The following is a 21,375-nucleotide window of genomic DNA, read 5'->3' as shown; positions in this document are numbered from 1 at the left end:
AAATCGAAGGAGGGCACGACGTCTTGCGCACGTCTGACAGAGGGGGAACAGTAATAACCCTTCGTCCGTAATCGATTCGCCAAATGGACTCGCTCGTAGACGAGGCAATCGAAGAGGCCGAGGATGGGGAGGCCGAGCACACCGACGCGCCGGTCGACGGCGGGTCGGCAGACGACACCGTCGCCCCGGAGAATCGCACGGGCAACATGACCGACGAGGAACTCAAGGACGTCCTCGAGGACCTCCAGACGAACATCACCGTCGTGGGCTGCGGTGGCGCCGGCAACAACACGGTCAACCGGATGTTCGAGGAGGGCATCCACGGCGCGAAACTCGTCGCCGCGAACACCGACGTCCAGCACCTCGTCGAGATCGAGGCCGACGAGAAGATCCTCATCGGCGAGGAGAAGACCGGCGGCCGCGGCGCCGGCTCCCTGCCCCAGGTCGGCGAGGAGGCGGCCATCGAGAGCCAGGAGGAGATCAACGAGGCCATCGACGGCTCCGACATGATCTTCGTCACCGCCGGGCTCGGCGGTGGCACCGGCACCGGCGCGGCGCCCGTCGTCGCCAAGGCTGCGCGCGAGTCCGGCGCCCTCACGATCTCGATCGTCACGACGCCCTTCACCGCGGAGGGCGAGGTCCGCCGCACGAACGCGGAGGCCGGTCTCGAGCGCCTCCGCGACGTCTCCGACACCGTCATCGTCGTCCCCAACGATCGCCTGCTCGACTCCGTCGGCAAACTCCCCGTCCGCCAGGCGTTCAAGGTCTCCGACGAGGTCCTGATGCGCTCCGTGAAGGGCATCACCGAACTGATCACCAAGCCCGGCCTCGTCAACCTCGACTTCGCCGACGTCCGCACCGTCATGGAGCGCGGTGGCGTCGCGATGATCGGCCTCGGCGAGTCCGACTCCGAGGCAAAGGCCCAGGACTCCGTCAAGAGCGCGCTCCGCTCGCCGCTGCTCGACGTGGACATCTCCGGCGCGAACTCCGCGCTCGTCAACGTCACCGGTGGCAACGACATGGCCATCGAGGAGGCAGAGGGCGTCGTCGAGGAGATCTACGATCGGATCGACCCCGACGCCCGCATCATCTGGGGGACCTCGATCGACGAGTCCCTGGAGGGCTCGATGCGCACGATGATCGTCGTCACGGGCGTCGAGTCGCCCCAGATCTACGGCGGCGGTGGCACCCAGCCCGACATGGCCGCGGCGAGCGCGCCGGAGCCCGCCGCGAGCCAGCCTCCGGTCGACGACGACGGCGACGACATCGACTTCGTGGAGTAATCTCGCTCCGGCAGGCCAGGCTTCGTTTTCCCTGCGATTCGTATTCCGCACGAGTTCCCGGACGAACACTCAACCGTCCTGCGCCCGTTCGCTTGCACATGGAGGTCACGGTGTACGGCCAGCTCAGGGCCGTGACGGGCCAGAAGCAGGTCGACGTCGACGCCGACGGACGGACGGTTCGCGACGTGCTCGACGCGTTCGTCGCGGCGTATCCTCGCGCCGAGCCGCACCTGTTCCGGGACGACGAGACGCCCCACCCGAGCGTCAGGGTCGCCGTCGACGGCACCATCGTGGAACTCGGCGACGCCTGTCCGGCGGACGCGTCACTGAGCATCCACCCGGCGATGCAGGGCGGGTGATCCGGTGGTCGTCCCTCGTCACTGCAACTCCCGTTTCTAGAGCCCGTACTGCTCTCGGACGAGGTGGGCCATCCCCTGCTCCTCGAGGACGTCCATCGGCGCGAGCATCGTGAGCTGGACCAGTCCCGGCAGCCGACCGATCTCCACCCCGCCCGTGAAGGTACAGCGCGTCCGGACCTCGCCCTCACTCATGTCCAGCAGGTCCCCGGCCCGATCGAAGGCGTTCTGGGTGGCGTCGTTGACCGTCGCGCCGGAGCCGATGACCTGGATCGGGCCCACGTCCGTCTCGACGTCGACGCCGTACTCCTCGCCGAGTTCGCGCCCTCGTTCGACGTCCTCGTCGCTGTAGGGCTCGGCGATGTGCGGCAGGTCTTCCACGTTCGGGAGGAGTAGCGGGCCGTCGAGGTCGAGACCGTCGATCACCTCGACCTCGAACTCGGCGTGGCCGCTGACGTCCGTCGTGTGGAGCGCGAGTTCGCCGTCGCCCTGGTTGGCGTGCATGTCGCCGACGTAGATGCCGCCACCGTCGACCTTCACCGGGCAGACGAGGATCGCGCCCTCGCGAACCGCGTTGACGTCCATGTGCCCGTCGGTGCGGGCCGCGAGTTCCTCCTCGTCCTCGAGGCCCCAGTCGTGGCCGGCGCCGATCAGGAACTGGCCGAAGTCCCCGGCGTTGTGGGAATCGGGCAGTTCGACCGGTGGCGTCGTCCCGATGTTCCCGATGAACGGGCGGAGGTGTCCGAGCGTCCCCGGCATCTCGGATGGCTCGTAGAGCAAGATCGGGTGCTGTCGGGAGTGCTCCGGGAGCGCAGCCGCCTCCTCGGCGCGCTCGGCGAGGTCGTGGGCCGCGTCGTGGTCGACGGTGATGCCGACCTCGCGATCGTCGTCGAAGACGGTCGTGATGCCGTACTCGAAAGCGAAGGAGGAGGCGTTCGCGCCACACTCCGCACAGCGGATCGACTCCTCGCCGGTGCCCTCGACGACGCTTTCCGGCCACTTCGCCCCGCACTCTGGGCACTGGTGATCCACGAACGGATCGTCGCCGAAGGCGCCTTCACGCTCTGCCATCGACCCGGTGCTCGTGGCGACGCTCGTGACCTCGATGTCGCGAATCCTGATCGCGATGGCGTCGCCGACCTCCGCGCCCTCCACGGCGATCGGTTTCGTCACCTCGTGGCCGCCGCGGAACTTCGGGGTGATCATCGGCCCCCAGCAGGCCGGTGGGGTGTGCGTCCGGACCGTCCCGCCGTCGGCGACCGTCCCCGCCCACTCCTGGTCGGGGCCGACGAGTCCGAGCGTGTACTCCTCGACTGCGAGCTGGTCGACTATCTGTTGAGCCATGGTCCGTGTGAACGTTCGACAGAGATGGCAATAAGAATTCCCTCCCGCTTGCACGCTGCCGTCACGAATCGACAGTTCGACAGTCTCGGTGCGCAGGTCCCTGCGGACCCGTACCGTGCGATCGGGGGAAACCATGGGGCAGCCGATGCGATGGGCATGGCCGATGGGATTATTTGTCCCGTCCGTCCACGTTTTCTCGGTGTAGGTGGGGTGACTACGCAGACGCAATCCGTTCGGATCCTTCACGTCGACGACGAGCCCGGGTTCGCGGACCTGGTCGCTACGTACCTCGGTCGTGAGGACGACCGGATTACCGTCGAGACCGCAACCGCCGCCAGCGACGCACTCGACCTCCTCGCCGAGCGCCAGTTCGATTGCGTGCTATCCGACTACGACATGCCTGGCCGAAACGGGATCGAGTTCCTCGAGGCCATCCGGGAGCGCCACGGGGACCTTCCCTTTATCCTGTACACCGGCAAGGGGTCCGAAGAGATCGCGAGCGAGGCGATCGCCGCGGGCGTCACGGATTACATCCAGAAGGATTCCGGCAGCGACCACTACGAGGTGCTGCGCAACCGGTGCCTGAATGCGATCGAAGCACACAGCGCCAGGCGGCGCGCGGAGAACCTGGATCGAATCCGCAGCGTCGCCCGGGACGTCAATCAGGCGCTCTTGCGGGCGGAGACGCGGAAGGAAGCCGAGGAAGCGGTTTGCCAGGTAATCGCCGAGGCCGAACCGTACCAGTTCGCCTGGATCGGTCAGGAGGATCCGGAGACGGAGACGGTCGTCCCGCGGGCCTCGGCAGGAGCCGACGAGGGCTACCTCTCGTCGGTCGAGATTACGACCGACGACAGCGAGACGGCCCGTGGCCCGACGGGACGAGCGATCGCAACCGGCAGCCTTCAGGTCGTCCAGAGCGTCCGCGAGTCGTCGACGTACGACCCCTGGCGGGGAGATGCACTCGACCGGGAGTTCCGCTCGAGCGCCGCGGTTCCACTGCTCCACGAATCGGCCAGTTTCGGCGTGTTGAACGTGTACGCCGACCGGACTCGCCCGTTCGACGCGGACGAACGTGAATTACTCGAAGAACTCGGGAGCGACGTCGCCCACGCGTTACACACGCTCCAGATCCAGGCGGACCTTCGAGAGACATCGACCAGACTCGAGGCGCTCTTCGAGCACTCACCTGACATGGTCGACATCCACGGCATCGACGGCACGATCCTCGACGCCAATCCCCGGCTGTGCGATTCGCTGGGCTACTCGAAGGAGGAACTGTGTGGGATGGACGTCTGGGAGATCGACGAGACCATCGATCCAGCGGCGGCCACGCAGATCTGGGAAGAGATGGACGCGGGCGACCGATGCGAACTCGAGGGATCGTATCGCCGGCGGGACGGGACGACGTTTCCGGTCGAAGTGCACCTCGAGCGACTGGACATCGAGGGCGAGGGGCCACTCTTCATGGTGATCAGCAGGGACGTGACCGAACGCAAGCGGTCCGAAGACGTGCTCACTGCGCTGCACGAGGCCGGGTCGCGCATCACGGCGTGCGATACCGTCGGCGCCGTCTGTGAGGAAACGGTTCGGGTCGCCGCGTCGATCCTGGAGTTCGACGAGTCCATGATCGCCCTCGAGGAAGACGGAGTCCTCGAGATTCGAGCGACGTCGGAGCACATGCGCGACGACGCTGTCCGGCCGATCCCGGTCGACGAGGGTGTCGCTGGCAAGACGTATCGGACCGGTGAACCGGTCCTCACCGAGGATATGCGGGACGAGCCGGACGCCGATCCTCAGGGGGACTTCCGCTCGGGCATCAGCCTCCCGATCGGCGATCACGGAAACTTCCAGGCGGTTGCCGACGAACCCGGCGCGTTCGACGAGACCGACATCGAACTCGCGGAGCTCCTCCTCTCGCAGGTCGATTCCGCGCTGACGAGACTCCGTCACGAGGAGCAACTGCGGGAACGGAACGAGCGCCTCGACGAGTTCGCGAGCCTCGTGTCCCACGACCTCCGGAATCCACTGACCGTCGCGACCGGTCACCTCGAACTCGCCAGGGAAGACTGTGAGAGCGAGGCGCTCGAGACCGTCGAAACGGCGCTGTCGCGCATGGACGATCTCATCGAGGAACTCCTCACAGTCGCCAGGGGTGACGTGGACAAGCTCTCGACCCGTCCGGTGTCGCTTCCATCCGTCCTCGAGGAGTGCACGGAGGTCGTCGATACGAACGACGCGACGATCGAATCCCGCACCGAGCGCACAATTCTGGCCGATCACCAACAGCTCCGACAGCTCCTGGAGAATCTGCTCGCGAACGCGGTCGAGCACGGCTCGACCAGCCCAGGCTCGCAAGCTCCCCAGGACGCCGTGGAATCTGACAACGACGGCGTGACGATCACCGTCGGCGATCTCGAGGACGGATTCTTCGTCGAGGACGACGGGCCCGGCATCCCGCCGGAGCGACGCGACGACGTCTTCGAACTGGGCAACTCGACGGACGACGACGGGACGGGCATCGGCCTCCACATCGTCGCCCAGGTCGCGGAGAACCACGGCTGGTCCGTGTCGGTAACGGAGGGGAGCCGAGGGGGCGCGCGATTCGAGATTACGGGCGTCGAGGACGCCTAGGGAGGTCCCCGCCGACTGACACAGCCGTCTTTTGAGCGCACCGTTCAGGCTCCCCTGTGCAGGAACGATCCGGCGTTCGTTCTCACTGCTTCGAGTTGCAGCCCGCCGTCTGGTCGGTCAAATGCCCGTTTGAGTTTTCACAATGCCATTTGTGGGCCGCCACAGAGTAGCGGTCGATGAAGGACCTCGCGCAGCTCCAGGCGCCCGTCGAGGCCGACCACGGGCCGCCGCGCGTCCTCGACCTGACGGGCGAGCGCGCCGACGAGGTGTTCTCCGCGCTCTCCTCGGCGACCGCGCGCACGATTCTCTCGGCGCTCTACGAGGAACCGAAGCCGGCCAGCCAGCTCGTGGGCGAGACCGACACCTCGCTCCAGAACGTCCAGTACCACCTCGATCGGATGCAGGACGCCGAGTTGATCGAGGTTGCCGACACTCGCTACTCCGAGAAGGGCAACGAGATGTGCGTCTACGCGCCAACCGACGCTGCGGTCGTCCTCTGTGGCAGCGAACAGAGCGCGACCGACAGGCTCCGGGACGCCGCGCCCCGACTGCTCGGCGCCGTCGGCGTCCTCGGCGGTGCCAGCCTCGGCGTCCAGTTCCTCTGGACCGAGTACGTCGTCGCGACCGGGTCGTCGGGTGGCTCGGCCGAGCAACCGATGACGATGGATACCACCTCGACGGCCGCCAGCAGCGCCGGGAGCGAGACGCCACTGCTCGCCGAACCCGGCGTCGTCTTCTTCCTGGGCTGTCTGGCGGCCCTGCTCCTCGTCGGGATCGCACTCCTCGCTCGGCGACGGTACGCCGATCGGCAGTCCGGCAGCGATCGACCTGCCACCACCGCGCGCTAGGCCGTGCGTTCGGTCGCCCATCGCTCGTTCGGTCCGAGAGCGCTCCGTTCGGTCGCCGCCGCTCTATTCAGTCCCCGATCGCGTCTATCACGCGCTGGTGGAACTCCTGGAGCACGGCGCTCTCGTCTTCGGCGAGCACGACGTCGCTGGCCGCCAGCGTCGCGAGCCCGAACGCCGCCGGCGACGGCGTGTCGACGGTGAACTGCTCGACCGCGAGGTCGCCGGCCTGGACGCGCTGGCAGGCCCACTCGATGCCGGCGACGTGGAGGCGGTCCTCCAGGATCTCGCGGTAGGTCTCCTCGATGACGGCGAAGTCCTCGAGGCTCTCGGCGAAGGAGAGCAACATCTCGCTGGAGACCTGCTGTTCGCTGGCGGACTTCTCGTAGCCCTTGTACCGCTTGAGGATGAGCAGCGAGCGCGTCGCGTTGATCCGGAAGTACCGCTGGAGGAGGTCGGTGCCGTCGAGCGCGCTCCGGAGATCCGCCCGGACGTCGGCGGGATCGAGGTCCTCGAGGATGCCCGCGAGATCGATCTTCCGGTTGAGCGGCATCGAGAGCGTGAACCCGGTGTCCGCGACCGCCACCGAGACGTTCGCGCCGGTCTCCCGGGCGCAGCGATAGGCCAGCAGGCGCGACATGCCGTCGTTGAACCGGCGGCCGTACGCCGAGCGGACGTGGTAGTGGCGCTTGTACTCGTCGTGGTCGCGCTCGACCTCGACGACGAGTCGGTCGGGCGTGCTCACGCTCTCGGTCCCCGCGAACTCCAGTTGCGTCTCGAAGAAGCGCACGAGCGCTCGAACGGTGTTGTCGTCGAGGGGGAACTGCCTGAGCCAGGTACGGGCGGCCGCCGGACCGCGGTTCGCGAGGACCTCGACGAGTTCCTGCTGGAACGCGAGGATCTCCTTCCCGAGGTCGAAGGAGAGCGGGAGGCGCTCGGAGTACCAGGAGGGCACGGTCGGCCGCGCGCTCGTCCGGTCGACGTACACCTTCGACCCGCGTCGGTAGCGGTACGCGAAGCGGTCGCCGCCGAGGACGAACACGTCGCCGGGTTCGAGCGTGTCGAGGTACCCCTCGTCGAGTTGGCCGACCCACTCGTCGCCAGAGCGGGTGACTACCTGGCAGGTGAAGGAATCGGGGATCGTCCCGATGTTGGTCATGTAGATGACCCGGGCGAGGCGGCCCCGCTTGCCGATCAGCTGCTGCCCGACGTCGTAGTCCTCGTAGTGGTGGCGTCCGCTGGGGGGATCGTTCTCGTCGCGCCAGATCTTCGCGTAGACGTTCTTCTCCTCGAGGTTGTCGTACTCGGCGCGGAGGTAGCGGACGAGTTGCTCCCACTGGGCGTCGTCGTAGTCCCGGTAGGGGTACGCACGCCGGAGGATCCCGACGACCTCCGATTCCGGCCGTGGCCCGTTGATCGCCATGCCGTAGACGTGCTGGGCGGCAACGTCCTGGGCGCCCTCGGGGATCGACACGGCGTCGACGAACCCCTCCTCTGCCTTCTTCAGCATGACCGCACACTCGATCAACTCGTCGCGGTCGAGCGCGATCACCCGGCCGGTCACGGTCTGGCCGACGCGGTGGCCGGCCCGCCCCACGCGCTGGAGCAGCTCCGCGACGGACTTCGGCGAGCCGACCTGGACGACCATGTCGACGTGGGGCATGTCGATGCCGAGCGCGAGACTCGTCGAGGAGGTCACCACGTCGAGGTCGCCGTCTTTGAGCCCCTGCTCGATGTCCTCCCGGCGCTCTCTGGAGAGGCTACCGTGGTGACAGCCCGAGGTCTCCTCGTCGTACTCGTCGTAGCGCTCCCGGAGCGTGTGGAGGACCCGCTCGGCGCCCGAGCGAGTGTTCGTGAAGACGATCGTGTTCGTATTGGCCTGGACGAGTTCGTGGAGTCGGTCGTAGAAGCGGCCGGTGACGGCGTCCCTGGGCGTGTTGATCAGGTCCTCGGTCGGACACTCCAGCGCGAGGTCGAACTCGCGAGCGAAGCGGGTGTCGACGATCTCGACGTCGCGGTGGTCACCGGCAGACTCGCTCCGCTCGTCTCCCGAGCCCTCGCTCCCGCCGCTCGCGAGGACCCCGCCTGGCTCCTGCTGCCCGACGAGGAACTCGCCGACGTCCTCGAGTGGCTCGATCGTCGCCGAGCAGCCGATGCGGGTCGGCGAAGCGTTCGCGAGGTGCTCCAGGCGTTCCAGGGAGACGGAGAGGTGGGTGCCCCGCTTCCCGTCGGCGAGCGCGTGAATCTCGTCGACGATGACGTACTCCACGGAGCGGAGTTTCTCCTTGAACTTCGGCGAGTTGAGGAGGATTGCGAGCGTCTCCGGCGTCGTGTTCAGGATGTGCGGAGTCGTCTCCAGCATCGCCTGGCGCTCGGCGTCGTCGGTGTCGCCGTGGCGGATCGCGTGGCGGATCTCGACGGGGTCGTCGTCTCCCTGCGATGCCATCACCGACTGGATCCCCTCCAGTGGCTCGGTGAGGTTCCGGTGGATGTCGTTTGCCAGCGACTTGAGCGGCGAGACGTAGAGGCAGTACACCTCGTTGTCGAGGTCGTCGGCGCGGCCCTTCCGGACGAGGTCGTCGATGACGGCTGAGAAGCTCGCTAACGTCTTGCCTGATCCAGTTGGCGCACAGACCAGCGCGTTCTTGCCGTCGAGGACGTGCGGAATCGCCTCCTCCTGTGGCGGCGTGAAGAAGCCGCCGTTCTCGGGGACGTACTCGCCGAACTCCTGGATCCACCACTCCCGGATCGCGGGGTCGAGGCGGTCGAGGACGTCCGCGTCGGAGATGCGGTGCTCCTCGGGATCGAACCCGGTCGCGGCCGCGAAGCCCTCCCGCCAGTCCATCGAGACGCGTTCGGGGTTCGAGGGGTAAGACGATTCGCCTCCCGGAGTGGAAGTGGTCGGTGGGCGTCGATTTGCTACCGCTTGAATCCAATACGCAATACGAACGCACCAACTCCTCGTACTCTGGCTACTCATCAATTTCAAACTCAATACCAAGCGACTGCGAGCACGGTACCAGATCGAGACGTCCGTAAGGCTTGTATACAAAGTAAACATAGCATACGCCATGGGAACCATCTCGGCCCGCGTGCCCGACGATCTCGAGGAGCAACTCGAAGCCTACCTCGAGGCCGAGCAGTTCGACCGCAGTACTGCTGTCCGGAAGCTGCTCGCTGATGGGCTCGATTCCTGGCGGAAGGAGCACGCCCTCGACCTCCTGGAATCCGGGGACGTCTCCTTCAACAGGGCAGCCGAGATCGCCGATCTCTCCGTGTGGGACTTCGCCCGGCTCGCCGAGGAGCGTGACGTGACGTGGGTCGGTGGTGACCACCTCGCCGACGATCTCGACGATCTCTGAGGGATGTACGTCTTCGACGCCACGCCGTTGATCTATCTCGCCACGGTCGAACGACTCTCACTCGTCCTCGAGCACGTGGACGATGCCGTGCTCCCAGAGCGAGTACACGAGGAAGTCGTAGTGCGCGGGAACGAGGAAGGACACGCCGATGCTCGCCGCATCGAACGAGTGGTCGATACCGGGAGCCTGCGAGTCGTTTCGGCGTCGGGTAACGACGTATTCGGTCGGATCGCACGGAATCAGCAGTTGACCGACGCGGATGCCGCAGTGCTCGCGATCGCCGATACCAACAATGCGGTCGCAGTTATGGACGAGCAGTACGGTCGCGACGTCGCGGATGCCGAAGGGATCCGGACGCGCGGCACTGCGTTTCTGGTCCTTCGACTGCTACGGGAGGGGATCCTCGACGCTGAAGCGACCCGGACGATCGTCGACGAGATGGTCGAGGCCGGATGGTACTGTGCGCCGAATCTGTATGCGCGTATCCTCGGGAAGATCGAGGAACTGGAGACTACGTAAGCCCGCCCGGACCGGAGCGTTTTTGCTCGCGACGGCAGCCATCTGATACATGACCGAGGACGGGGACGCTGGCGCGGACGGACCGGACCACCCGCACGGCGACGAGCCGGACGCCGAGGAGGGACTCACCTACTCCGAGGCGGGCGTCGACATCGGCGAGAGCGAGGCCGCGACTGCAGCGTTGCTCGACGCCGTGGGCAACGTCGTCGACACCGAGTACGCCGGCATGCTCGAAGTGGGCGACCAGTATCTCGCACTGGCGACCGACGGCGTCGGAACGAAACTCATGGTCGCCGAGGCGATCGAGGACTACACCACGATCGGCATCGACTGCGTCGCGATGAACGTCAACGACCTCGTCGCGGCGGGCGTCGAGCCGCTGGCGTTCGTGGACTACCTCGCGGTCGACGAGCCCGGCGAGACGCTCGCCAACGAGATCGGCCAGGGACTCGCCGATGCAGCGGAGGAGACGGGCATCGCCCTCCTGGGTGGCGAGACCGCCGTCCTCCCGGAGGTCGTCACGGGCTTCGACCTCGCCGGCGCCTGCGTCGGGATGGCCGACCAGGACGCCGTGTTCCCGGGCGAGGCCGAACCGGGCGACGCGCTCGTCGGCGTTCGATCGAGCGGGATTCACTCCAACGGTCTCACGCTCGCCCGCGAGGCCGCGACGCTCGACCACGAGTACACCGATCCCTTCCCGCCGGACCCCGACAGGACGATCGGCGAGGTGCTCCTCGAGCCGACGGCGCTCTACTCTGACCTCCTCGAACCGATGCGCGAGCACGGGGTGCGCGCCGCGGCCCACGTCACCGGCGGCGGCTGGACGAACCTCGAACGGATGGGCGAGCACCGTTACGAGATCGAGGACGCCTTCGACCCCCAGCCGGTCTTCGAGTTCGTCCAGGACGCCGGCAACGTCTCCGAGAAAGAGATGTACCGCACGTTCAACATGGGCACCGGCTTCGTCGCGGCGCTCCCGGCCGAGCGCGCCGACGACCTCGCAGAGGCCGTCGACGGGCGCGTCATCGGCCACGTCGAGGCCGGCAGCGGCGTCTCCATTCGCGACCTGGAACTGGGCGGCGAGTAACAGTCCGGAACTGGGCGGCGAGTAACAGTCCGGAACTGGGCGGCGAGTACCCGTCCGAAGGCCGGCCAGCGCGCCAACTCGGTCCTTCCTCCTTCGATCTACCCGAGACTTACGTCGAGAAAGAGCATGACGATCGTGCCGGCCATCAGGCCGAGCGTCGCGAGCCGTTCGTGGCCCCTGATGTGGGTCTCCGGGATGATCTCATCGGAGATGACGAACAGCATGGCACCGGCGGCGAAGCCCATCGCGTAGGGGAGCAGGGGTTCGACCTGCGAGACGGCCACTGCGCCCAGCACCGCGAGCGGAATCTCGACGACGCCGGCCCGCACGCCGGCGAAGGCGGCGTAGAAGTTCCGATCGAGTCCGGCGTTGATCGCGGCGACGGAGACGGCCAGGCCCTCCGGAATGTTCTGGATGCCGATCGCGATCATCAGCGAGATGCCGGTGTCCACGTCGCCGGAGCCGAAGCCGACGCCGACGGCCAGCCCCTCGGGCATGTTGTGCAGCGTGATCGCGAGGATGAAGAGGACGACCGGCGCGAGGCGCTCCTCGTCGAGCGGCAGCGTCTCGGACGGGTTCGCGGCGTCCGTCCGACGGCTACCGGTCAGGAGGTAGTGGGCGTGGGGAACGAGGCCGTCGGCCTGGTCGAGGAAGGCAGCGCCGAGTGCGATCCCGACGAGCACTGGGATCGGATCGCCGCCAGCGTAGTCCTCGATGCCCGGGATGATCAGGCTCGTGAAGGCGGCGGCGAGCATGACGCCGGCAGCGAAGCCCAGCGCCGCGTCGAGGGCGCGATCGGAGGGATCCCGCCAGACCATGACGAGCGACGCGCCGACCAGATTCATTCCAGCGATCACGAGGCCACCGACGAGCCCCTGGACGACGGGGTCTGTGCCGACGAGGTCGACGAACGTCTCGGTGACGGTCATGGCGGGTGCCACCCTCGCACTGGTCCGAACCTCGAACCGCCGACGGTCCGCCGCATGTGCTCTCGCGTACGGAAGCGTCCATCAAGAAAGCACCCGGTCGCCCACGCGTGCTGCTCTCGTTCGTTCGGCGCTTCAGAAGTCCTCTCGACCGACCTGCGCCCTCTGGAGACCACCCAAATCGCTCTGCGTCCTCAGGAGACCTGCGCGGCGATGTCGGCCTCGGTGATCAGTCCCTGGAGCTTCCCCTTCGAGACGACCATCACGGCCTTGTTGTGATCGAGCGAGCTGTCGATCTCGTCGAGCGTCGCGTCCAGCCCCTTCTGGCTGATCGACTCGTCCATGACCTCGCTCACGGGCAGTTCGCCGACCGGCGAGTCCGTCTCCGAACTCGCCTCGCGGATCGCAGTGTGGGAGATCAGCCCCTCCGGCGACTCGTCGCGGACGACGGGTAGCTGTGAGAAGCCCGCCTCGTCCATCCGGTCTTCCGCCTCCTGGACGGAGTCGTCGGGCGCGACGGTCGCGACGTCCTCCGTCATCAGGTCCGCAGCCCGCGTCACCCCGGTCTCCTCCTCGTCGAGTGCCTGGACGATCCGGCGCAGCGTCGAGAGTCGCGGATCGACGTCACCGCCCTCGATGCGGGCGATCAGCGGCTGTGAGACGTCCGCGGCGTCGGCCAGCTCTGCCTGCGTGAGGTCGATCTCGTCGGACTTCCGGCGCTGCTTGAGATCCTCCGGCGTCGGTAGCTCCATGGGAAAAGATAACCGAAGGTAATACTAAAGCGTTCGGGTGGGCGACTCGGGGCCGCTATCGCTCGAGAGGGGTTCGGCGATCGCTCACCGAAGGAGTTGGTAGCGAACGTACCGGTACACCGGGAACAGGGAATCCTCGATGCGCTCGGGTACGCCCGAGGGCTGGGCGTAGACCAGTACCGGAACGTCGACCTCGTCCGCGCGGCGGACGACCCGATCCGGCGTGCTCCCGAACACCCACTGGCTGAGTCGACGATCCCGCGACGCTCCGATCACGAGGACCGCGCCTTCCCGTCTCGCGACGTCCACGAGACCCTCTTCGACCGTCGGCGCGTCCACGGTGTGCACTTCCAGCTCCTGGAGGTCGGGTAGCTGCTCCACGGTCCCTTCGGGATCCTCTGGGGTTCCGGGGCCCATTGGATCGACCGAGACGACGTCCACCGCAGCACCCTGCTCGCCGAGCGCACGGACCATCGGCATCGCGCCGCCATGGTGGGGGCCGCCCCCAGCACCGATGGCGACCGTCTCGAACGTCTCGTCGCCGACGAACCCGCTGGCGAAGACGACATCGCAGGGTGCCTGATACGCGACGGTTTCGGTCACCCCGCCGCTCTCCTCGGGATACCCCATGAGGATCAGGTTAACCTCGTCATTCCTGGCCGTCTGAATGATGTCGAACGCGACGTCTCGACAGGTGTGGCCCTCGACGGTGTACTCGATGGAGTGCTCGTCTTCGGCGAGGATGTCCTCGATGCGATCCGCGCGCAGCCTCGCCGTGTCGGACACCATCTCGTGGGGCGTCTGATCGGGAATCTTCGTGACGGTCAGCACCTGCACGATCGGGGTCCGGTCTCGCCCCTGGGCGAGGTGCTCTGCGAGCGCGACGTACTTGGAGGCGTCTTCGGGTCTGGCGATGGGGACGAGGATCCGGAACCGGTCCTCGTCCGCCGTCCCTGAAGCGGCAGATTCGGGCGCTTCGAGGTCGGATTGTTCCTCGGCGCCTGCCCGTCCTGCACTCGCCTCCACGTGGCTATCTCCCCCGGTACTCGTCGAGGCCGGCGTGGCCGTAGGTTCGCGCACGCGCTGGAATAGCTCCTCGACGTCCGGTCGTCCGCCCCACGCGAGGTAGACGAGCACGAGCGATAGCGTCAGCGCGACCCCTGTTCCGACGCCTTTCACCGGCAGATTGGTGATCAAGGCGAGGTTCGCGAGGATCCCGAGGATCGGAACGACCGGCACCCCGGGCACCCGAAAGCCCCGCTCGATGTCCGGGAACTTCCGGCGGTGGAGGATCAACGCCGTGTTGACGACTGCCAGTGGCAGCAGGAGGTTGAACGTGGCGAATCCGGTGAGCGCCTCCAGTCCGAGGTCCAGTGGCGTCGGGCCGCCGTGGGCCGGGAAGACGACGATGAAGCCGACGATCATCGCGACGATCGTCGCCGTCGCCGTCGTCACGCTCCAGAAGGGCGTACCGAAGTCGGGGTGGATCCGGGTCATCGAACGGGGCGCCTGCCCCTGTCGCCCCATCAACGAACCGATGCCCGAGGCCGCGAGGATCGACGCGTTCGAGGCCGAGATCATCGAGAAGACCGCGCCGGCGACGATCAGCGACTGGCCGATCGGGCCGAGGAAGCCCTCCGCGACCCGGCCCATCGCCGTCTCTCCTTCCTGGGCGACGACTTCCGCGGGCACCGGCGAGTTCGTCATCGCGACGATGACGAACGCGTAGAGGATCGTGACCGTGACGATGCTCGCCGCGATCGCCTTCGGGACCGTCTTCCGCGGCTCGATGATCTCGCCCGCGCTCGCCGCGATCGCTGAGAAGCCAAAGAACGTGATGAACGCCAGCGCGGCGATCGACACGATACCGCCGACGTCTGTGCTGAACTGGGAACTGAACGTCGTCGTCGCGTCCGCCGGGCCGGCATAGGAGAACGCGCCGGCGATGAAGGCGATGAGGACGGCGACCTTCGCGCCGGTAACGATCACCTGGAAGGTACCCGACTCTTCGGTCCCGCGGGCGTTCAGGACGCCGAGCAGGACCGCCGCGGTGACGCCGCTGGTCCCGTGGGGCAGGAAGGAGAGCTGTTCGGGAATGATGAAGCGAACGAACCACTCGTCCATCGTCGCGAGGTAGAACGCCGTCGTTCCGGTGTAGCCGAGGAACAGCGACATCCCGATGCCGTAGGTCAGCAGGTCGCGGCCGTCGAACGTGCGGGACGTGAAGAGGTAGCCACCGCCGTTCTCGGAGTAGATCGACGCGAACTCCGAGTAGCTCGCGGCGGTGATCCCCGCGATCACTGCTGCGAGCACGAACGCGATCACAGCACTCGCACCGATCTCTGCGACGGCCGTTCCGGAGAGCGAGAAGATCCCGGCCGCGATCATCGTCCCGAGCCCGATCGCGTAGGCGACCCGGAAGTCCAGCGTACGCGTGTGCTCCGCTATTGCATGACATGGGGTCGTCGAGGGTAAAAAGGTGCATCCAACTCGGAACATGACCCTACGGGCGCCGCCCTGGGGATGCCCTATCCGTCGCAGTTGTCGACATCGGTCGATCGCTCGCACGCTCGAGACTGTAAGAGAACAGAAAATGAGCACGGCGAAGAACCATCTCCGAGTGCCCGATCCCGGTGGCTTTTCCCCCGGCCGCGCGACGGTGCTACCATGACCGTTCGACTGGTGGGCGAGGGACCTGCGACCGAGGCCGTCGCCGCGGCGCTGGGCGACGTCGACGTTCGCGTCGAGCGCGGTGGCCTCGAAGGCCTCGCCGACGCGACGCTCGGCGTCGTCTCGGGCACTGCCGGCGACGATCGGTTCGAGCGTGCCACCGAAATCGTCGCCAACTCGGCGTCGATCGACCGCTGGATCGCCGTCGAAATCGGTGGGATCGGCGGCGTTCCGATCGAGGGGATCGACGCCGCGATCGCCGGCTTCGCTGCCGACGGGCCGTGCTATCGCTGTCTCCAGCAACGCGTCGCGGCCAACGGCCCCGAGACAGCCGACGCCCCGAGCGCGGATCGGAGCGCCGTGCGGATGGCCGGTGCGATCGCGGGCCGGGAGGTGGTCCGCGCGCTGGCGGGCGAGGACCGCCTCTCGGGCCGCGTGATCGAGGTGCCACACGCCGAGCGAGAGCTAGTGCCGGTCCCCGGCTGTGACTGCGGTGACGGCGAGATCCGCGGGCCGTCGCTGGACGATCGGGTACCCCGTTCGTTCGAGGACCGGCCGCTCGAGGAGACGGTCGCGCGGATGGACCGCTCGATCGACCCGCGGATCGGGATCGTCGCGGAGATCGGCGAGGCCGAGTCCTTCCCCGCGCCGTACTACCTCGCGACGCTCGCGGACACGACCGGGATCAGCGACGGCGACGCGCCCCGGCAGGCCGCCGGCGTCGCCGACGACTGGAACGCCGCGCTCGCGAAGGGCGTCGGCGAGGCGCTGGAACGGTACGATGGGGCGCTGTATCGCGACGCCGCATTCCGCACCGCTGCCTCCGGCGAACTCGACGACGCAGTGCTGCCCGCGGCCTTCGCCGGCGCGGGCGAGGACGCGCCGGGTGCCGACGCAGACCGATCGCTTCCCTGGGTCCGCGGGGAGACGCTGTCGAATTCCGAGAGCGCCCAGAACGAATCCGAGGACGTCTGGCTCCCTGCCGCCGCCGTCCACTTCCCGCCGCCGGAGCCCCGCGTCCTCCCCAGCATCACGACCGGCCTCGGCCTCGGCTCCTCCGGCGTCGGCGCGCTGCTCGCCGGCCTGACCGAAACGATCGAGCGCGACGCGACGATGCTGGCGTGGTACTCGACGTTCGAGCCGCTCGGGCTCTCCGTCGAGGACGAGGCGTTCGAGCGACTCGCGAAACGCGCCCGGAGCGAGGGGCTCACCGTCACGCCGCTGCTGGTCACCCAGGACGTCGACGTGCCCGTCGTCTCGGTCGCGGTCCACCGGGAGGACCCGTGGCCCCGTTTCGCCGTCGGCTCCGCGGCGGGCCTTGATCCGACGGCGGCCGCGACGGGCGCACTGGAGGAGGCCATCCAGAACTGGATGGAACTCCGTTCGATCGGGCGGGAGCAGGCCCTGGACCGCCAGGACGCCATCGGTCACTTCGCCGACCTGCCCGACTCGGCACGCGAGTTCGTCGACGTCGAGTCGGCCGTCCCGGCGAGCGACGTTGGCCCGGCGGAGCCGCCCGAGGGCGAGGCGGCGCTCGACGCGCTCCTCGCTGCGCTCGACGACGCCGGGCAGGATGCCTACGCAGCCCGCCTGACCACCCGCGATCTGGCGGCGCTCGGCTTCGAGGCGGTTCGCGTGCTCGTACCATCCGCGCAGCCGCTCTTCACGGGGACCGCCCGGTTCGGTGAGCGGGCCGAGTCCGTACCGGAATCGCTCGGGTTCGAGTCGTGGCTCGACCGCGAGCACCACCCGTATCCCTGATCGGACGCCGCGATGTGGTCTGCGGCTCTTCTTCCGTCCGTTCACGGCAGTCTGTTCATCGTCACAGACGCCGGCCGTTCCGTGGGGTGGCGACGAGGCTTTCGGGCCAGCACTGCTACCCGGGCCCACAGATGAACATGCTCGTCGACGGCGAGTGGACGACCGACGCGGGCGAGTACACGGACGAGACCGGTGCTTTCCAGCGTCAGTCCACGACCTTCCGGGACCGCGTCGAGGACGCTCCCGACGCCGACCACCCGGTCGAACCCGGTCGCTACCACCTCTACGTGTCCTACGCCTGCCCCTGGGCGCACCGGACGCTGCTCGCCCGCTCGCTGAAGGGCCTCGAGGACGCGATCAGCGTCGACGTCGTCGATCCGTTCCGCGCCGAGGACGGCTGGCAGTTCACGCCCGCGAAGGACGGCTGCACGCCCGATACCGTCAACGGTACCGAGTACCTCCGGGAGGTCTACGTCGAGGCCGATCCCGAGGCGACCTGCCGCGTGACCGTGCCCGTCCTCTGGGACAAGCAGGAAGACACGATCGTCAACAACGAATCGAAGGAGATCCTTCGGATGCTCGACGTCGAGTTCGACTCGATCGCGACTCGTGACGTGGACCTCTATCCCGAGGGATATCGCGACGACGTCGACCGGATAATCGAGGAAATCTACGACCCGATCAACGACGGCGTCTATCGCACCGGCTTCGCCAACTCACAGCAGGCCTACGACGAGGCCGTCCACGAACTGTTCGACGCGCTCGACCACTGGAACGCCGTCCTCGCCGACCAGCGCTACCTCGCGGGCGACCGACTCACCGAAGCCGACCTCTGCATGTTCACGACGCTGGTTCGTTTCGATCGGGTCTACCACACGCACTTCATGTGCAACCACAGGCTGATCAGCGAGTACGACAACCTCTGGCCCTACCTTCGGGATCTCTACCAGACGCCGGGCGTGGCCGAGACGGTCGAGATGAACCACATCGAGGAACACTACTACACGACCCACCCGGACGTGAGTCCGAAGCGCATCGTTCCGATGGGGCCGGACCTCGACTTCGCGGCGCCACACGATCGCGACGACCTTCCGGGCGGGCCGCCCGAGGCACTCGCGACGTCCGGCTGAGAGCGCCCGTCGCCGCCGACCCGATCGCAGGCGACTATTTCTCCCTGCCGGAGGGCACTACGTTAAGTCGACGCCGCCCGAACGGCCTGCCATGCCGAGCTTTCGGATCGGATCGGCCTTCGGGGTCCCCGTCAAGCTCGATCTCACGTTCCTGCTCGTCCTGCCGCTGTTCGCGTACATCATCGGCTCCCGCATCGAGTCGACGGCCGAACTGTTCAACGACGTCCTCGGCGCGGGGCTCTCCGTGAACGCGCTCACCGGCGGAGCGACGCCGTGGCTCATCGGGGTCGTCGCCGCGGTCGGGCTCTTCGCCTGCGTGCTCGCCCACGAGTTCGGTCACTCGCTGGTGGCGATGCACTACGGCTTCCCGATCGACTCGATCACGCTCTGGATCTTCGGCGGGATCGCCTCGCTCTCGGAACTGCCCGAGGACTGGAAGCAGGAGCTCCAGATCGCGATCGCCGGGCCCGCGGTCAGCGTCGCGATCGGGATCGGCGCCTACGCACTCTCGACGGTCGTGCCCGCCGGCAACGACCAGGTCACGTACGTCCTGCTGTACCTGGGCGTGTTGAACGTCGCGCTCGCGGTGTTCAACCTCCTGCCCGCGTTTCCGATGGACGGCGGCCGGGTGCTGCGAGCGCTGCTGGGTCGCACGCGCTCGTTCGCGGAGGCAACGCGCATCGCCGCCAACGTCGGGAAGTGGCTCGCGATCCTGATGGGCCTGCTCGGCCTCTTTCGGCTCGACATCATCCTCGTCGGGATCGCCTTCTTCGTCTACATCGCGGCCGCCGGCGAGGCCCAGCAGGTCATCACCAAGGCCGCCTTCGAGGGCGTGCAGGTCCAGGACGTCATGACGCCCGTCGATCGGCTTCACGTGGTCTCTCCGGACGTCTCGGTCACGGAACTCCTCCAGCGGATGGTCCGCGAGCGCCACACCGGCTACCCCGTGATCGAGAACGGGGAGCCGGTCGGCGTCGTGACGCTCGGGGACGCCCGGGAGGTCCGCGAGGTCGAGCGCGATGCCTACGAGGTCCGCGAGATCATGAGCACGGACCTCGTGACGATCGCGCCCGACGGCGAGGCGATGACCGCGCTGACCCGGATGCAGGAACACGGCGTCGGGCGCCTGCTCGTCGTCGACGACGGGATGCTCGTCGGCCTGCTCTCGCGGAGCGACCTGATGGCCGCGCTCGACGTCCTCCGAGAGGGCGGCGAACTCGCCGAGTCGGCGACGGCCGGACGGCCCCCGGTCGACCGCCCCACGTAGGCCGTCTGGCGGCGTCGCCGACGGGTTCCTCGAATGGCCAGCGCGTGGGCTGCGTGTGCTCCGCTATCGCACGGGCCGCGCCCGGCAGCGTCGGCCCCGTGTCGGACGTTTTATGATGCGTGCCTGCCGGTATCCGATCGATGGTTCGGGATCCGTTCGAGGAGGCCGACGCGACCGACCTCGCCGCCCTCCTCGACGCGCTGAGTGATCCGGACTGCCGGGAGCTCCTCAGCGCGATCGACAGCCCGATGACGGCCGCGGAGCTCTCCGAGGAAACGGGGATCCCCCAGTCGACGACCTACCGCAAGCTCGACCAGCTCTCGGAGGCGTCGCTGCTGGAGGAACTCACCGAGATTCGCTCGGACGGCCGACACACGACGCGGTACGCACTCGCGTTCGAGAACGTCGAGGTCGGTCTCGACGAGGACAGGGAGTTTACCGTCGAGATCACGCGACCGACGCGGTCGGCCGACGAGCGGCTGGCCCGCATGTGGTCGGAGGTACAGAAGGAACTATGAGCCCACACGCAACCGCCGGAACGGAGGTACAGTTCGCAATCGCGATCGTCAAGACGCTGCTCCTGTTGACCGGCGGCGCCGTGACGTTCTTCGCCTACCGTGCCTACGCGCGGACACAGGATCGCTCGCTTGGGATGCTCGCGACCGGGTTCGGCCTGATCACGTTCGGCGTGTTGATGGCCGGGTTCTCCTCGGAGTTGCTCGAGCAGACGCTCGCGGTCGGAGTGCTCGTGGAGAGTCTCCTGGTACTCGCTGGCATGCTCGTCATCGCGTACTCGCTGTACGAGCCACAGTAATCAGCGTCGCTGCACATCGCGCTCGACCTCGTGTCGCTGCCACCGGTTCCATCCGACGACTTCTTCCTCCGACCGACTCGCTGCTCGCTCGATCGTTCCCGAGCGATTACTCGGCCTCGACCGTCTCGTCGCCGCCGTCGGCGTCGGTCGCGTCGCCCGCCGCCGCAGCCGCTTCCTCCAGCGAGCCACGGAGTTCGGGGATCGTCGACGTCAGGTTGCCGACGTCCTCGTGTGCGGCGTCGACGGTCTCGATCAGCTCCTCGACGGACTCGATCTCGGCTTCGAGGTCCTCGGCGTCCTCGAAGGCGTCGGCGCGCTCGCCCATCGTGTACCACTTCTTGGCGTCGCGGAGGTGGTCGACGGCGTCCCCCACGTCGAGGGCGGTCTTCAACCCGTTGAGCACGCCCAACGTGTTGTCCGCGTCGACGTCCCAGACGTCGTCGGCGGCGGGGAGGGCGCCGCGGGCCTGTTCCAGGGAGTCCTCGACGTCGGCGCGCATCTCGGAGGCGGCCTCGCCGAAGAGGTCGTCGTCAGCGAGCGTTGACTGGCTCATACCTCTACTTCGGTCCGAGGGGACCTAAGGGATCGCCCGACAGTGAAAGTGAAACTGAACGGCTCGGGGGCCCAG

The 21,375-nt window shown here is 67.6% G+C and carries 18 protein-coding genes; 12 read left to right on the top strand and 6 right to left on the bottom strand.

The window, feature by feature from the left end; translation table 11 throughout:
* The first annotated feature begins 83 nt into the window (after positions 1-83).
* Together ftsZ and L593_RS04205 are read left to right on the top strand one after the other, a co-directional pair.
* A complete protein-coding gene (gene ftsZ, locus L593_RS04210) occupies positions 84-1,283 on the top strand; it encodes a cell division protein FtsZ (protein ID WP_020445694.1) in 1,200 nt (399 codons plus the stop codon).
* Positions 1,284-1,381: 98 nt separating this feature from the next.
* Complete coding sequence (locus L593_RS04205) at positions 1,382-1,642, top strand: ubiquitin-like small modifier protein 1 (protein WP_020445693.1); 261 nt, start codon at positions 1,382-1,384, stop codon at positions 1,640-1,642.
* Positions 1,643-1,678: 36 nt separating this feature from the next.
* Here L593_RS04205 and L593_RS04200 read toward each other — a convergent pair whose 3' ends face one another.
* The gene (locus tag L593_RS04200) at positions 1,679-2,983 is read right to left on the bottom strand and encodes an acetamidase/formamidase family protein (protein ID WP_020445692.1); all 1,305 of its coding nucleotides are present in this window, start codon (positions 2,981-2,983) and stop codon (positions 1,679-1,681) included.
* Between the two features lie 210 nt (positions 2,984-3,193).
* Here L593_RS04200 and L593_RS04195 point away from each other — a divergent pair, with 210 nt between their 5' ends.
* Together L593_RS04195 and L593_RS04190 are read left to right on the top strand one after the other, a co-directional pair.
* Positions 3,194-5,614: a GAF domain-containing protein gene (locus tag L593_RS04195; RefSeq protein ID WP_020445691.1), complete on the top strand. Its 2,421-nt coding sequence runs from the start codon at positions 3,194-3,196 to the stop codon at positions 5,612-5,614.
* A gap of 176 nt (positions 5,615-5,790) precedes the next feature.
* Positions 5,791-6,462 (top strand): helix-turn-helix domain-containing protein, encoded by a 672-nt coding sequence (locus tag L593_RS04190; RefSeq protein ID WP_020445690.1) that lies wholly within the window; start codon positions 5,791-5,793, stop codon positions 6,460-6,462.
* A gap of 67 nt (positions 6,463-6,529) precedes the next feature.
* Here L593_RS04190 and L593_RS04185 read toward each other — a convergent pair whose 3' ends face one another.
* Positions 6,530-9,304 carry an ATP-dependent helicase gene (locus L593_RS04185; protein WP_020445689.1) on the bottom strand — a complete coding sequence of 925 codons (2,775 nt, stop codon included), beginning with the start codon at positions 9,302-9,304 and terminating at the stop codon, positions 6,530-6,532.
* 226 nt (positions 9,305-9,530) lie between these two features.
* Between L593_RS04185 and L593_RS04180 the strand changes: the two genes are divergently transcribed.
* From L593_RS04180 to purM, 3 genes are read left to right on the top strand one after another with little or no spacing between them, the layout of a single operon-like run.
* Entirely contained in the window at positions 9,531-9,821 is a 291-nt protein-coding gene (locus L593_RS04180; RefSeq protein WP_020445688.1) for a UPF0175 family protein, read from the top strand.
* 3 nt (positions 9,822-9,824) lie between these two features.
* On the top strand, positions 9,825-10,340 hold the full coding sequence (locus tag L593_RS04175) for a DUF3368 domain-containing protein (protein ID WP_020445687.1): 516 nt from the start codon (positions 9,825-9,827) through the stop codon (positions 10,338-10,340).
* A gap of 49 nt (positions 10,341-10,389) precedes the next feature.
* A complete protein-coding gene (gene purM / locus L593_RS04170) occupies positions 10,390-11,427 on the top strand; it encodes a phosphoribosylformylglycinamidine cyclo-ligase (RefSeq protein WP_020445686.1) in 1,038 nt (345 codons plus the stop codon).
* Between the two features lie 98 nt (positions 11,428-11,525).
* On the opposite strand, the gene L593_RS04165 is transcribed toward purM, so the two are convergent.
* The 3 genes from L593_RS04165 to L593_RS04155 all read right to left on the bottom strand — a co-directional run bounded on the left by L593_RS04165 (position 11,526) and on the right by L593_RS04155 (position 15,553).
* The gene (locus L593_RS04165) at positions 11,526-12,356 is read right to left on the bottom strand and encodes a ZIP family metal transporter (protein WP_020445685.1); all 831 of its coding nucleotides are present in this window, start codon (positions 12,354-12,356) and stop codon (positions 11,526-11,528) included.
* A 191-nt stretch (positions 12,357-12,547) separates the two neighbouring features.
* A complete protein-coding gene (locus L593_RS04160; protein WP_020445684.1) occupies positions 12,548-13,105 on the bottom strand; it encodes a CBS domain-containing protein in 558 nt (185 codons plus the stop codon).
* A gap of 84 nt (positions 13,106-13,189) precedes the next feature.
* On the bottom strand, positions 13,190-15,553 hold the full coding sequence (locus L593_RS04155; RefSeq protein WP_049894292.1) for an amino acid permease: 2,364 nt from the start codon (positions 15,551-15,553) through the stop codon (positions 13,190-13,192).
* 219 nt (positions 15,554-15,772) lie between these two features.
* On the opposite strand from L593_RS04155, the gene L593_RS04150 reads away from it, so the two are divergent.
* The 5 genes from L593_RS04150 to L593_RS04130 all read left to right on the top strand — a co-directional run bounded on the left by L593_RS04150 (position 15,773) and on the right by L593_RS04130 (position 20,747).
* Positions 15,773-17,536: a YcaO-like family protein gene (locus L593_RS04150; RefSeq protein ID WP_020445682.1), complete on the top strand. Its 1,764-nt coding sequence runs from the start codon at positions 15,773-15,775 to the stop codon at positions 17,534-17,536.
* Between the two features lie 131 nt (positions 17,537-17,667).
* Positions 17,668-18,666 (top strand): glutathione S-transferase family protein, encoded by a 999-nt coding sequence (locus L593_RS04145; RefSeq protein WP_020445681.1) that lies wholly within the window; start codon positions 17,668-17,670, stop codon positions 18,664-18,666.
* A 91-nt stretch (positions 18,667-18,757) separates the two neighbouring features.
* Entirely contained in the window at positions 18,758-19,933 is a 1,176-nt protein-coding gene (locus tag L593_RS04140) for a CBS domain-containing protein (protein WP_020445680.1), read from the top strand.
* A 140-nt stretch (positions 19,934-20,073) separates the two neighbouring features.
* Positions 20,074-20,451 carry a transcriptional regulator gene (locus L593_RS04135; protein ID WP_020445679.1) on the top strand — a complete coding sequence of 126 codons (378 nt, stop codon included), beginning with the start codon at positions 20,074-20,076 and terminating at the stop codon, positions 20,449-20,451.
* Positions 20,448-20,747, top strand: coding sequence for a hypothetical protein (locus tag L593_RS04130; protein ID WP_020445678.1), 300 nt, complete (start codon positions 20,448-20,450; stop codon positions 20,745-20,747). The genes L593_RS04135 and L593_RS04130 overlap by 4 nt, the downstream gene beginning before the upstream one ends.
* Positions 20,748-20,853: 106 nt before the next feature.
* On the opposite strand, the gene L593_RS04125 is transcribed toward L593_RS04130, so the two are convergent.
* Positions 20,854-21,300, bottom strand: coding sequence for a DUF5790 family protein (locus L593_RS04125; protein ID WP_020445677.1), 447 nt, complete (start codon positions 21,298-21,300; stop codon positions 20,854-20,856).
* Between the last annotated feature and the right edge of the window lie 75 nt (positions 21,301-21,375).

This window comes from Salinarchaeum sp. Harcht-Bsk1, assembly GCF_000403645.1.
GTDB lineage: Archaea > Halobacteriota > Halobacteria > Halobacteriales > Salinarchaeaceae > Salinarchaeum.
The sequence above is the reverse complement of the archived record's forward strand: the minus strand, read 5'-3'. Positions and strand labels throughout refer to the sequence as shown.

Bases quoted from the DNA above. Each gene is read 5' to 3' on its own strand.
- ftsZ (WP_020445694.1), top strand. From the start codon at position 84: ATGGACTCGCTCGTAGACGAGGCAATCGAAGAGGCCGAGGATGGGGAG.
- L593_RS04205 (WP_020445693.1), top strand. From the start codon at position 1,382: ATGGAGGTCACGGTGTACGGCCAGCTCAGGGCCGTGACGGGCCAGAAG.
- L593_RS04200 (WP_020445692.1), bottom strand. From the start codon at position 2,983: ATGGCTCAACAGATAGTCGACCAGCTCGCAGTCGAGGAGTACACGCTC.
- L593_RS04190 (WP_020445690.1), top strand. From the start codon at position 5,791: ATGAAGGACCTCGCGCAGCTCCAGGCGCCCGTCGAGGCCGACCACGGG.
- L593_RS04185 (WP_020445689.1), bottom strand. From the start codon at position 9,304: ATGGACTGGCGGGAGGGCTTCGCGGCCGCGACCGGGTTCGATCCCGAG.
- L593_RS04180 (WP_020445688.1), top strand. From the start codon at position 9,531: ATGGGAACCATCTCGGCCCGCGTGCCCGACGATCTCGAGGAGCAACTC.
- L593_RS04175 (WP_020445687.1), top strand. From the start codon at position 9,825: ATGTACGTCTTCGACGCCACGCCGTTGATCTATCTCGCCACGGTCGAA.
- purM (WP_020445686.1), top strand. From the start codon at position 10,390: ATGACCGAGGACGGGGACGCTGGCGCGGACGGACCGGACCACCCGCAC.
- L593_RS04165 (WP_020445685.1), bottom strand. From the start codon at position 12,356: ATGACCGTCACCGAGACGTTCGTCGACCTCGTCGGCACAGACCCCGTC.
- L593_RS04160 (WP_020445684.1), bottom strand. From the start codon at position 13,105: ATGGAGCTACCGACGCCGGAGGATCTCAAGCAGCGCCGGAAGTCCGAC.
- L593_RS04150 (WP_020445682.1), top strand. From the start codon at position 15,773: ATGACCGTTCGACTGGTGGGCGAGGGACCTGCGACCGAGGCCGTCGCC.
- L593_RS04145 (WP_020445681.1), top strand. From the start codon at position 17,668: ATGAACATGCTCGTCGACGGCGAGTGGACGACCGACGCGGGCGAGTAC.
- L593_RS04140 (WP_020445680.1), top strand. From the start codon at position 18,758: ATGCCGAGCTTTCGGATCGGATCGGCCTTCGGGGTCCCCGTCAAGCTC.
- L593_RS04135 (WP_020445679.1), top strand. From the start codon at position 20,074: ATGGTTCGGGATCCGTTCGAGGAGGCCGACGCGACCGACCTCGCCGCC.
- L593_RS04130 (WP_020445678.1), top strand. From the start codon at position 20,448: ATGAGCCCACACGCAACCGCCGGAACGGAGGTACAGTTCGCAATCGCG.
- L593_RS04125 (WP_020445677.1), bottom strand. From the start codon at position 21,300: ATGAGCCAGTCAACGCTCGCTGACGACGACCTCTTCGGCGAGGCCGCC.